The sequence below is a fragment of the Anaerococcus nagyae genome, assembly GCF_040364225.1.
GTDB lineage: Bacteria > Bacillota > Clostridia > Tissierellales > Peptoniphilaceae > Anaerococcus > Anaerococcus nagyae.
Genome location: NZ_AP031484.1, coordinates 842538 through 855651 on the forward strand (window position 1 = coordinate 842538; position 13114 = coordinate 855651).

The 13114-nt window shown below is 30.8% G+C and carries 12 protein-coding genes; all 12 read left to right on the plus strand.

Translation table 11 applies throughout. The features are described from left to right. Positions 1 to 921, plus strand: a complete 921-nt coding sequence (gene rsmH, locus ABXG81_RS04090; protein WP_353529195.1) for a 16S rRNA (cytosine(1402)-N(4))-methyltransferase RsmH — start codon at positions 1 to 3, stop codon at positions 919 to 921. 1 nt (position 922) lies between these two features. Beyond that, entirely contained in the window at positions 923 to 1324 is a 402-nt protein-coding gene (locus ABXG81_RS04095; RefSeq protein ID WP_117521020.1) for a hypothetical protein, read from the plus strand. Further along, on the plus strand, positions 1314 to 2276 hold the full coding sequence (mraY, locus tag ABXG81_RS04100; RefSeq protein ID WP_353529196.1) for a phospho-N-acetylmuramoyl-pentapeptide-transferase: 963 nt from the start codon (positions 1314 to 1316) through the stop codon (positions 2274 to 2276). The genes ABXG81_RS04095 and mraY overlap by 11 nt, the downstream gene beginning before the upstream one ends. Next, positions 2273 to 3598 (plus strand): UDP-N-acetylmuramoyl-L-alanine--D-glutamate ligase, encoded by a 1326-nt coding sequence (gene murD / locus ABXG81_RS04105; RefSeq protein ID WP_353529197.1) that lies wholly within the window; start codon positions 2273 to 2275, stop codon positions 3596 to 3598. The genes mraY and murD overlap by 4 nt, the downstream gene beginning before the upstream one ends. Continuing rightward, the gene (gene murG, locus ABXG81_RS04110) at positions 3595 to 4680 is read left to right on the plus strand and encodes an undecaprenyldiphospho-muramoylpentapeptide beta-N-acetylglucosaminyltransferase (protein WP_353529198.1); all 1086 of its coding nucleotides are present in this window, start codon (positions 3595 to 3597) and stop codon (positions 4678 to 4680) included. Before murD ends, murG begins: the two co-directional genes overlap by 4 nt. Position 4681: 1 nt before the next feature. Continuing rightward, positions 4682 to 5515, plus strand: a complete 834-nt coding sequence (locus tag ABXG81_RS04115; protein WP_353529199.1) for an FtsQ-type POTRA domain-containing protein — start codon at positions 4682 to 4684, stop codon at positions 5513 to 5515. Between the two features lie 25 nt (positions 5516 to 5540). Continuing rightward, positions 5541 to 6662, plus strand: a complete 1122-nt coding sequence (gene ftsZ, locus ABXG81_RS04120) for a cell division protein FtsZ (protein WP_316110972.1) — start codon at positions 5541 to 5543, stop codon at positions 6660 to 6662. A 1-nt stretch (position 6663) separates the two neighbouring features. Further along, entirely contained in the window at positions 6664 to 7131 is a 468-nt protein-coding gene (nrdR, locus tag ABXG81_RS04125; RefSeq protein WP_117521030.1) for a transcriptional regulator NrdR, read from the plus strand. A 45-nt stretch (positions 7132 to 7176) separates the two neighbouring features. After that, positions 7177 to 8496, plus strand: coding sequence for a replication-associated recombination protein A (locus ABXG81_RS04130; protein WP_353529200.1), 1320 nt, complete (start codon positions 7177 to 7179; stop codon positions 8494 to 8496). Then, complete coding sequence (gene asnS / locus ABXG81_RS04135) at positions 8486 to 9874, plus strand: asparagine--tRNA ligase (protein ID WP_117521034.1); 1389 nt, start codon at positions 8486 to 8488, stop codon at positions 9872 to 9874. The genes ABXG81_RS04130 and asnS overlap by 11 nt, the downstream gene beginning before the upstream one ends. Positions 9875 to 9882: 8 nt before the next feature. Next, a complete protein-coding gene (gene leuS, locus ABXG81_RS04140; RefSeq protein WP_353529201.1) occupies positions 9883 to 12315 on the plus strand; it encodes a leucine--tRNA ligase in 2433 nt (810 codons plus the stop codon). Between the two features lie 86 nt (positions 12316 to 12401). Further along, on the plus strand, positions 12402 to 13010 hold the full coding sequence (gene wrbA, locus ABXG81_RS04145; protein WP_117521038.1) for an NAD(P)H:quinone oxidoreductase: 609 nt from the start codon (positions 12402 to 12404) through the stop codon (positions 13008 to 13010). Positions 13011 to 13114 lie beyond the last annotated feature (104 nt).

Below are 13114 nucleotides of genomic sequence, written 5' to 3' on the forward strand. Positions count from 1 at the left end.
ATGGAATTTAAGCATGTATCAGTTTTAGCTGATGAAGTAATAGAAAATTTAAATATAAAGTCTGACGGTATTTATGTAGATTTAACCTTAGGTAAGGGTGGTCATAGCAAAAGAATTTTAGAAAAGCTATCTGAAAAGGGTAGGCTAATTGGTTTAGATCAAGATCAAGATGCTTTAAATGCAGCAAAAGAAAACTTGAAAGATTTCACAAATGTTACTTTTATAAAAAGTAACTTTGAAAATATTGATCAAGTATTAAAAGATTTAGGTGTAGACAAAATTGATGGTGCTTTGATGGATATAGGTGTCAGCTCATATCAAATTGACAATGGAGATCGTGGATTTTCTTATATGAACGATGGTCCACTAGATATGAGAATGGATACTGCAAATGAGTTAACAGCAGAAAAAATTATAAATGAATATCCAAAAGAAGAACTAGTAAGAATTTTTTCAGAGTTTGGTGAAGAAAGATTCTCTAAAACAATAGCTAGAAAAATTATCGAAACTAGAGATCTATATCATATAGATACAACTTTTAAGTTAAGAGAATTAATACAAGGATCAGTAAGATCTAAAGAAGCTCACCCTGAAAAAAGAGTCTTTCAAGCTTTAAGAATAGAGGTTAATAGAGAGCTAGAAGTATTAGAAAATACTTTGGAAAAAGTTGTTGATTCTCTTAATATCGATGCTAGACTGTGCGTAATTAGTTTCCATTCCTTGGAAGATAGAATAGTAAAAAATAAATTTAAAGATTTAGAAAAAGATTGTATATGTCCACCGTCTTTACCTGTTTGCGTATGTAATCACAAAGCAAAAATAAAAATAGTAAATAAAAAACCTATTACAGCATCAAAAAAAGAGCTAGAAGAAAATTCTAGATCTAAGAGTGCTAAGCTTAGGGTATGTCAAAGGATTTAATATGGCTGAAAGAATACCAAAAAAACAAGTATCAAAAAATAATAATAAAAATAGAAGAAAGTTAAAGGTCAGAGAAAATCCTAAATATAGTAGAAAATATGCTATAAAGATGCAGGAAAAAAGAGATAGGAAAATGAGAATAATTTTATCATTTTTTGCTCTTGCAATAATAGTAACTTTAGGAATATTTACTTTTAACAAGAGAAATGAGTTGATGACAAAAAGAAATGAGTATAATGAACTTGTTACTGAAAGTATATCAACCGAGTTAAAAAGAGATAGACTTAAAGCTAAATTAGAAAATGCTGTAGATATAAACAGAATACAAAGGTATGCTATTGAAGAATTAGGTATGGTTTACGATAAAGCTAAGGAAGAGAGAATAGAGTTCGATGGAAATTAATATGAACCTTATAGGTAAAATATCAATTATTACAATAATAGCAACTGTGGTATTAGGATATGCTGTATTACCTATATTAAAAAATATGAAGATAGGGCAAAATATTAGAAAAGAGGGTCCAAAAAGTCATTATCAAAAAGCAGGTACTCCAACAATGGGAGGGATTATATTTTTGATCTCAGCTTTATTGATGACCTTGATATTTGTTCCTTTTAACATGAATACAGCTATATTATTAATATGTACTCTTGGTTTCGGAGCAATTGGTTTTATCGATGACTTTAGAAAATTAGTTTTAAAACAATCTGAAGGTCTTACTCCTAAAGAAAAAATGATATTACAATTTGTCTTAGCAATATTAGTAACAATTATGGCTTACATAAATGATAAAGAAAGTGTGACTACTTTACAGTTATTATTTACAAATCATATTGTAGATATTAGTTTTTTTGGAATTGTAATTTTGATATTTATTATAATTGGTACTACAAATGCTGTAAATCTTACGGATGGTCTTGATGGACTTGCGACAAGTGTTTCTTTACCTGTATTTATATGCTTGTTTCTATTAGCAACAACAGAAACAACAAGATTATTCTCAATTATAATGTTTGCAGCTTTGTTAGGATTTCTGTATTTTAACTCTAATCCAGCTTCGGTTTTTATGGGAGATACTGGTTCCATGGCAATTGGAGGAGCAGTAGTAGCTATTGCTATTATAGAAAAATTACCAATATACTTAATAATTTTTGGTGGGGTATATGTAATGGAAACTCTATCTGTAATTATTCAAGTGATTTCTTATAAAACACGTAACAAGAAAAGAGTTTTCTTAATGACTCCAATTCATCATCATTTTGAGTTAAAGGGATATAAGGAACCTCAAATAGTAGCGGCTTTTAGTATTGTTTCTACAATACTATGTTTAATAACATTGGTGGCAATTTTATGAAAAAAATTTTAGTATATGGACTAGGTGTAAGTGGAGTATCCACTGTAAAAACATTAAGCAAAATGGGATATGAAGTTTATACATTTGATAAAAATAAGGTATACGTTGATGAATTGAAGGGCTATAACTATAGCCCTATTTCTGATTCGGATTTGTTAAAATTTAATTTTGAGTATATTGTAAAATCTCCTGGTATAGCTCCAAGTGATGATGTAGTTAAAAAACTCTCTAGTAAGTATGAAGTTATAAGCGATATAGAATTATCATATAGACTATTTCCTGATAAGAAATTTTTATCTGTTACAGGAACAAATGGAAAAACTTCTACAACTTCTATGATTTCTCATATTCTAAATAAAAATGGAATAAAAGCTATATCTGTAGGTAATATTGGTGAGGGTATTTTGTGGAAGATGCATAATGAGGATGCCATTTTTGTGGAGGAATTATCATCATTTCAACTCAAAGACACTAATAAGTATCATCCACATATAGCAAGTATCCTAAACATTAGTCCAGATCATATAGATTGGCATGGGAATTATGAGGACTATATTAACTCAAAATTTAATATAACAAAAAATCAAAATCAAAGTGATTACCTAATCATTAATAAAAATGATAGAATTTTACAAGAAAAGAAAGATCAAATCAAGGCAAATATTTATGAATTTTCTACTAAGTCTATAGTTGACAAAGGCTTATATTTAGATAACACGATTATTAAATTTACAAACGGTGAGGAAACTAGAGATATTTTAGATGTTAAAGAACTTAAAATAATTGGTAATCATAATTATGAAAATTTAATGGCAGCAATCTTAGAATGTTATTTATTTGGTTTAGATTTTAATGATATAGCAAATGCTTCTAAAAGCTTTGTATCTATAGAACATAGATTAGAGTTTGTATATGAAGTAAACAATGTTAAAATTTATAATGACTCCAAGGGCACAAATGTCGATAGTTCTGTAAAAGCTATAGAAAGTTTTGATAATCCTCTTATAGTTATAGCTGGTGGATATGATAAGAAAATAGATTATAGTGACTATGTAAAAGCATTTAAGAAAAATGGAAAAGTAATGGTAATTATGGGTCAAACTAAAGATCAGCTAAAAGGTTTGTGTGAAGATTACAATGTTGAATACCAATTAGCAGAAGATATGGAAGATGCAGTAAAAAAATCTGTGGATTTAGCTAATCAAGGAGATATTATTTTATTATCACCTGCAAGTGCCAGCTGGGATATGTATGATTCTTATGAAATACGTGGCAAGGATTTTAAAGAAAAAATAAAAAAATATAAAGGAAATATTGAGTGAGAGTAATAATTTCAGGTGGCGGTACTGGAGGACATATATACCCAGCTATAGCCATAGCTCAAAAAATAGAAGAAAATATTAGCAATACTAAAGTATTATATGTAGGAATAAAAGGGGGACCAGAGGAATCTATAGCTGAAAAATATGGATATGAATTTAGGCCTATAGATGGTATGGGTATGCCTCGTAAAATAAATAAGAAATTTTTCAAATCCTTATCAAGAAATATGAAAGGATTTAACGCAGCTAGAAAAATTGTAAAAGATTTTAAGCCAGACATAGCTATTGGTACTGGTGGATATGTATGTGGTCCTATAATTTTTCAGGCTGCAAAAGCAGGGGTGCCAACATTGATTCATGAATCTAATTCATATCCAGGTGTTACATCAAAGTTTTTATCTAATAAGGTAGATGCTCTTTGTATATCATATAAAGAGGCAAAGAAATACTTTAAGCATAAAGAAAATATAATAGTAACAGGCAATCCGGTACGTACTAATTTTTCTAGTTATTATACGAATGAAGATTTAGAAAGTTTAGGTATAAAAAAAGACATACCTGTAGTTTTTTCCTTTGGTGGATCCAACGGATCATATGCCATGAATAAGGCTGTTAAAGAAATGGCTAATAGCTTAAAAGGAGATTTTTATTTATTGCATCAAACTGGTAAAAAAAATTATGATGATTTCATAAGTAATTTAGATCAAAATCCTTATTTAAAGGTTTTTCCTTATATAGATAATATTGATTTATTTTACGCTGTTAGTGACTTGGTAATAGCTTCAAGTGGTGCTATGAGTCTTGCTGAAATTTCAAGTGTGAGAAAACCATCTATACTTATTCCAAAAGCTTATACTACCGAAAATCATCAACAACATAATGCACAAACTTATGTAGATAATGGAGCTGCTATGATGGTTTTAGAAAAAGATCTTAATGGAAAAATTCTGTATGATAATATAATAAGTGTAATAACAAATAATGACAAATTAACTGAAATGGGGGAAGCTAGTTCCAAACTTTCAAATGATGGTGCAAGTGATACTATTTTTGAATTGATAGTAGATTTAACAGCTAGATAATATGACTAATACTAATGATGATAGATACTTAAAAAGAGATGGTAGAACTGTAAGCAAGACCTATGTAGCTAAAAGACGTAGTAAGTATAGTAAAAATAAAAAATTATTTACTAAAGCTTATGTTCTTTTATTAATTTTACTTGCCTTATTAAGTATATTTTATAGCATATACATTCATTCCTATATGAAGATATCTCAGATATATATAACTGGCAATGAGATGACAAATGATACAGATATAATAAGTGAATTAGGAAACCCAATAGGAAAAAATATTTTATTCTATAATCCTAGTGATTATGAAGACAATATAAATAAACTTAGAGGAATTGAAAATGTAAAAATAAAAAAAGTTTTTCCTGATTTATTAAATGTGAATGTAGATGAAACTTATCCTTTGTTTTTTCAAGATAATGGGGAACACAGGGTTTATATTTCAAATAAGGCTACCTTACTCGGTGAAGATATTGACGAATATAAACAGTTGCCTTTGAAAGAAATTAAAGGCGCTAATCTTAGAGAAAATATTGGTGGAAATTTTACTGGATCAGAGGCTAGTCTTAAGTTTTTAAGAGCTATTCAATCTTATTCATATTTTAACGAGTTAAATCAATTAAATTTGGAAAATAAAGCTCAAATTGGTATAATGATAAATGATATAGATGTGAAATTTGGTGATTTAAACAACATTGATTATAAGTTAAAATCACTTGATAAAATTCTAAATGATGTAAATAGTAAGTCATTAGATATTACAGAAATTGACTTAAATAATGGAAATGACCCAGTAGTAAAAGTAAATCCTGAATCATTTAGTGAAAATCTAAATTATTAAAATAAAACAGAACACGGGGGAAAGTATGGCGAATATAAACATGGAAAATGATAACAACTCTTTAGCTAAAATAAAAGTTATAGGAGTTGGTGGTGGTGGTAATAATGCTATCAGCCGAATGAGAGATAATGGACTATCAGGAGTTGAGTTTGTAGCAGTAAATACGGACTTGCAAACTTTACAAGAATCAAATGCAGATATAAGACTACAAATTGGTGAAAAATTAACACGTGGTCTCGGAGCAGGTGCTAATCCGTCAGTTGGAGAAAAAGCTGCAGAAGAATCAAAAAATGATATAACTGAAGCGCTAAAAGGATCTGACATGGTATTCATTACTGCTGGTATGGGTGGCGGTACTGGTACAGGAGCTGCTCCAGTAGTTGCAAGTGTTGCCAAAGAAATGGATATTTTAACAGTTGGTGTTGTAACAAAGCCATTTACCTTTGAAGGTAGAAAAAGACAATCACAAGCTGAAGGTGGAATCGAAAAACTTAAAGAAAATGTTGATACACTTATTACAATACCAAATGATAGACTTTTACAAATAGTTGAAAAAAGAACTTCAATGGTAGATGCATTTAAACTAGCTGACCAAGTGCTAATGGATGCTGTAAGTGGCATTTCTGAGCTTATAGCTATTCCAAATGTAATCAACTTAGACTTTGCGGACGTTGAATCAATTATGAGTGATCAAGGTATAGCTCACATGGGTATTGGACGTGCTGCTGGTGAAAATAGAGCTGTTGATGCTGCTAAAGCTGCTATTAATTCACCACTTCTTGAAACTTCAATTGAAGGAGCTAAGGCTGTTCTTCTAAATGTAACAGCTGCAGAAGTAGGTCTTATGGAAGCTAATGAAGCTGCTGAACTCATACGTGATAATATTGATTCTGATGCTAATATCATCTTTGGTGTTGGCTCTGATGAATCATTGGGTGAAGAAATCAAAATTACTGTTATTGCAACAGGATTTGATAATCAAGGTAGACCATCTTCTTCAAGAGCAACAGCAGGTGAGATGAATGCTCCAACTAGAACTAATAGGCAAGAGTTTGAATCTAATAATAGAAACTCTCGTCAATCCGAAGAAAAAAGAACAAATAAAAATCCATTTGACGATATAGATTTGCCAGATTTCTTAAAATAATATGAAATGCCCTTATTGTCATTCACATAATACTAAAGTATTAGATTCTAGAACAACTGAAGATGATACTGCGATAAGACGCAGGAGGTTATGTGAAGATTGTGGGAAGAGATTCTCAACATACGAAAGATATGAGAATATTACCCTGATGGTTGTAAAAAAAGATGACACCAGGGAAGCCTATGATCCATCAAAAATTATAAATGGCATTGTAAAAAGCTGTCAAAAAAGACCCGTGTCCATGGATCAGATAGAAAAAGTGGCTAAAGATGTTGAGATAAAGATTAACCATACTGGTAAGAAAGAAGTTACTACAAATTTTATTGGCCAGCTAGTTATGGATGAACTTAAAGATCTCGACCCTGTGGCATATGTTAGATTTGCATCAGTATATAGAGAATTTAAGGATGTAGATTCATTTTATGAAGAAATATTAAACTTAAAAGATAAGGAAGATGCTGATAATTAGTGTGATGCTATTTAAGCATCTTTTTTTATTAGCTTTGGAGAAGTTATGGATTTATTTGAATTAAATAGGCAAAGAGAATTAGAAAAATCTGCGCCTCTGGCAGATAGGTTACGTCCTAAAAATCTAAAAGATTATATAGGTCAAGAGCATCTGGTAGGAGAAGGCAAGATTATTAATCGAATGATTAAGGCTGATAGAATATATTCTATGATTTTTTATGGACCACCTGGAGTAGGTAAAACTACTTTAGCTAAGATAATTTCAGAAACAACCCATATGGCTTTTATAGAATTATCAGCAGTGACTAGTGGAATAAGTGATTTGAAAAAACAAATTGAAATAGCTAAAGATAATCTAAAATACGAAAATAAGAAAACAATACTTTTTATTGATGAAATTCATAGATTTAACAAATCTCAGCAAGATTATCTTTTACCTTTTGTGGAAGACTCTACTATTATTCTAATTGGGGCTACAACTGAGAATCCTTATTTTGAAATCAATAAGGCACTTATTTCTAGGATGTATGTTTTTGAGTTAGAGTCATTAAATGAGGATGACTTATCAAATCTTATAGAACAAGCTTTAAGCAAAGATGATATTTTATCAAGTAAGAATATTGATTTAAAGAAGGATGCTAGTAAAACATTAATAAAATATTCAAATGGAGATAGTAGAGCTTTACTTAACGCACTTGAAATAGCTATATTTTCAGAAGATGAGAAAGATGGTAAAATATCTATAGGCAAAGAAACTATTGAAAACTCTATTCAGAAAAAAATTGCTATTTATGATAGATCAGGTGATAGGCATTACGATACTACATCTGCTTTTATAAAATCAATGAGAGGGTCTGATATTGATGCTGCCCTTTATTATTTAGCAAAAATGCTTGATTCTGGAGAGGATATTAAGTTTATAGCAAGGCGAATGATAATATTTGCATCAGAAGATATATCAAATGCAGATCCAAATGCACTGATACTTGCAAATAGTACTTTTAATGCAGTAAATACTGTAGGTATGCCTGAAGCAAGAATAATACTTGCTCAAACAGTTACTTATTTAGCTGCTGCTCCAAAAAGTAATTCTACTTATTTAGCTATTGACAGGGCGCTTGACTTTGTAAAATCAAATGCAGATAAAGAGGTTCCCAATAATCTAAAAGACTCACACTATAGTGGTAGTAAAAATTTAATTCATGAAAAGTACCTATACCCACATTCATTTGGTGGATATGTAAAGCAAGATTATTTACCAGAAGCTTATAAAAATGAAAAGTTTTATAAAGCTAAAAATATTGCCTATGAAAAAGAAATGATAGAAAAGATGGAAAAGAGAAAGGAAGGAAATAATGAAGATTAGAGAAATATTAGAAGATATTGATCAGTACTTGGATACTGAAGTTAAGGTAGAAGGTTGGATTAGAAATTCTAGATTTGGTAAAAATGTAGGATTTATTGAGCTAAATGATGGTAGCACTTTTAAAAATCTACAAATAGTAGTAAGCACTGATGCTCTTAACTATGATGAACTTTCTCATCAATTTTTATCAACAAGTTTAAAAGTTATTGGAAAGTTAGTGGCTACTGGTAATAATAAAACTCCATATGAAATCCAAGCGTCTGATATAAAAGTTTTGGGAGAATCTTCTGATAAGTTTCCTATCCAAAAACAGAGGCAAACTCTTGAGTTTATGAGGACTATTCCTCATCTTCGTCCTCGTACCAATACTTATAGAGCTGTTTTTAAGGTTAGAAGTTCACTAGCTTATGCACTTCATAAGTTCTTCCAAGAAAGAGGATTTTTATATGTTAATCCTCCTATAGTAACAGGATCAGATGCTGAAGGAGCTGGGGAGATGTTTAATATTACAACAATGAATCCAGATGAACTCCCTATGAATGAAGAAGGTAAAGTTGATTATAGCAAAGATTTCTTTGGCAAAAAGTCATATTTAACTGTATCAGGTCAACTTGAAGCGGAGGACTATGCTTTAGCTTTTGGAGATGTATATACTTTTGGCCCAACATTTAGAGCAGAAGAATCAAACACTCCTCGCCATGCTGCAGAATTTTGGATGTTAGAACCTGAAATAGCTTTTGCTGATTACAATGTAGCTATGGATGTAGCTGAAGATATGATTAAGTATGTTATTGACTACTTATTAGAAAATAATGCTGATGAAATGGAATTTTTCAATAGATTTATAGATGAAGGCTTATTTGACAGACTTAACCAAGTAAGAAATAAAGAATTTGCAAGAATAACTTATACAGAGGCTATAGAAAGACTACAAGCTAGCGGAGAAAAATTTGAGTTTCCAGTCGAATGGGGTATGGATTTACAAACAGAACATGAAAGATATCTTTCAGAAACTATAGTAAATGGGCCAGTATTTGTTACCGACTATCCAAAAGATATCAAAGCTTTCTATATGAAACGTAATGATGATGGTAAGACAGTAGCTGCATTTGATATGCTTGTACCAGGAGTTGGAGAATTAATTGGTGGCTCTCAAAGGGAAGAAAGACTTGATGAACTTTTAAAATCATTTGAGGAAAATGGATTAGCAGAAGAAGACTATCAAAATTATCTTGATTTAAGAAGATTTGGAACAGTTGTTCACTCTGGATTTGGTCTAGGTTTTGAAAGAGCTGTTATGTATGTTACAGGAATGAAAAATATTCGTGATGTAATACCTTACCCAAGATATGTAAATGCATTCTCACAAAAAAATTAGGAGTTAAAATGAGTGAATATAATTCCAAATATCCAGAATATAACCCAAATGCTATTGAAAAAAAATGGCAAAAAGTTTGGGATGATAATAAAACCTTTCATAGTGAAGTAGATAAAACAAAGAAAAAGTACTATCCACTTGTGGAATTTCCTTATCCATCAGGACAAGGTCTACATGTTGGACATCCACGACCATATACAGCTCTAGATATAGTTGCCCGCAAACGTAGATTAGAAGGATACAGTGTAATGTATCCAATGGGTTTTGATGCTTTTGGTCTACCTACAGAAAACTATGCTATTAAAAATAAAATACATCCAGCAAAAGTTACAGAAGAAAATATTAAAAATTTTAAAGAACAATTAAAATCCATAGGATTTTCTTTTGATTGGGATAGAGAAGTTAATACTACAGATCCAGAATATTATAAATGGACTCAATGGATTTTTATCCAATTATACAAACATGGTTTAGCTTACAAGAATGAAATGAGCGTAAATTGGTGTCCATCTTGTCAAGTTGGTCTTGCAAATGAAGAAGTTGTAGATGGCAAATGTGAAAGATGTGGTACAGAAGTCGTTCATAAAATGAAAAATCAATGGATGCTTAAGATTACAGAATATGCTGATAGACTTATAGACGATTTGGATGAAGTTGATTATGAAGATAGAATAAAAGCTCAACAAATAAATTGGATCGGTAGATCAAAAGGAGCTAATGTAAACTTTAATATTAAAGATACAGAGGATAAACTTACAGTATATACAACTCGTCCAGATACTATATTTGGAGTATCTTATATGGTAATTTCTCCAGAACATCCAATTCTAGAGGTTTATAAGAAAAAAATCTCTAACTATAATGAAGTAACAGCTTATCAAGAAGAGGCTCGTAAAAAATCTGATTTTGAAAGAGCTGAACTAAATAAAGATAAAACAGGTGTAAGGCTTGATGGCTTAAGTGCAATTAATCCATTAAGTGGTGAGGAAATTCCTATTTGGGTTTCTGATTATGTACTTATGTCTTATGGTACAGGAGCTATAATGGCAGTTCCAGCCCATGATACTCGTGACTATGAATTTGCCAAAGAGTTTGATATGCCTATAGTTCAAGTTTATGAAACAGAAGATAGTGAAGAACTTCCACTTACAGATATAAATAAGGGAAAATCTATAAATTCTGAATTTTTAAATGGTTTATCTGCAACGGAGGCTAAGCAAAAAGCTATAGAATATATAGAAGAAAAGAAACTAGGGGAGGCTACAACAAACTTTAAGCTCCGTGATTGGGTGTTTTCACGTCAAAGATATTGGGGTGAACCAATTCCTATGGTTTACTGCGAGGAACATGGTTGGGTACCAGTAGATGAAAGTGAACTGCCAATAATGCTTCCAGAAGTAGAAACTTATGAACCCACTGCAACAGGAGAATCTCCGCTTTCAGAAATAGATGAATTTGTAAATACTATTTGCCCAATCTGTGGTAAGTCTGCTAAAAGAGAAACAGATACTATGCCACAATGGGCAGGAAGCTCTTGGTACTATCTAAGATACATGGACCCACATAATAGTAAAGCTATAGCTAGTAAAGAAGCTTTAAATTATTACAGTCCAGTAGATTGGTATAATGGTGGAATGGAGCATACAACACTTCACTTATTATATTCTAGATTTTGGCATAAATTTTTATATGACTTAGGAATTGTTCCTACTAAAGAACCATATAAGAAGAGGACAAGCCATGGTATGATTTTAGGAGAAGATCATCAAAAGATGAGTAAATCTCGAGGAAATGTTGTAAATCCTGATGATATAATAAGAGATTATGGTGCAGATACTTTAAGATGTTATGAGATGTTCATAGGAGATTTCACTTCAACAGCTATTTGGTCTGATGAAGGAGTTCGCGGTTGCCGTAAGTATTTAGAACGTGTTTATAATATGATAGATCTTATAGGCCAAGGAGAAGGATACTCTAAAAACCTTGAAGTTACAATACACCAAACTATAAAAAAAGTTAGTGAAGATTTTGAAAATCTTAAATTTAATACAGCCATTGCATCACTTATGACTCTGTCAAATGAAATGAGAAGTCAAGCTAGTATTACAAAAGATGACTTTAAAACTTATATAATTCTTCTAAATCCCGTTGCTCCACATATGACAGAAGAACTTTGGAAAATGGCAGGATTTGAGGGAATGCTAAATGAAGCAGCTTGGCCAAAGTATGATGATTCAAAACTAAGTTTAGATGAATTTGAAATGCCAGTACAAGTAAATGGAAAAATGCGTGGTAAGGTAATGATGTCAATGGATGCGAGTAAAGATGATGCTATAGAAGCTGCAAAATCTGATAATAATATAGCAAGTCATATAGAGAATAAAGAGATAAGAAAAATAATCTATGTTCCAGGTAAAATTCTAAATATAGTAGTAGGATAAAAAAGTAGGACGTTTTGTCCTGCTTTTTTTATAAATAAAAAGATGGGTATATATTTTATATAGATAAACAATTAAAGGAGTTAGTTATGAGAAAAGTAAGATTATCAATAGTTTTTTATTCTCAAACAGGAGTTAATTATAAAATGGCTTCATATGCAAAAAAAGAAGCAGAAAAAAATGGAGCAGAAGTTAAGCTTTTAAAAGTTAGTGAATTAAGAGATACAAGTAATGTTATAAAAGGATCTGCCTGGGATAAAACAATTAAAGCAACAGAAGGCATTAAAATAGCAAGTCCTGAGGACTTAGTTTGGGCAGACGCTATAATTATTTCTAGTCCTACTAGATTTGGTAATATTTCAAGTCAAATGAAAGATTTTATAGATTCATTAGGTGGTGTTTGGGCTGAGGGTAAATTAGTAAATAAATTTGTTACAGCTTTTTCTTCTTCCAAAAATCTAAACGGAGGACAAGAACAAACTATAAGATCTATATATACGTCAGCTATGCATTGGGGTTCAATAATAGTTCCAACAGGATACACTGATCAATCAATATATGCTCAAGGTGGAAATCCATATGGAGTATCGGCAACTCAAGCTGATGAAGATGATGAAATAAAAAATGATGTTAAAGAAGCAATTGAACATCAAACACAAAGACTTTTAGAAATAGCTGGAAAGTATATAAATAATTAGTAAATACTTAGCCTGGATTACTAATCCAGGTTTTATTTTTTATATACCTATATAAATCATACAGGTATTTTTATTTTGGGTATATTTAATATATAATATATAAT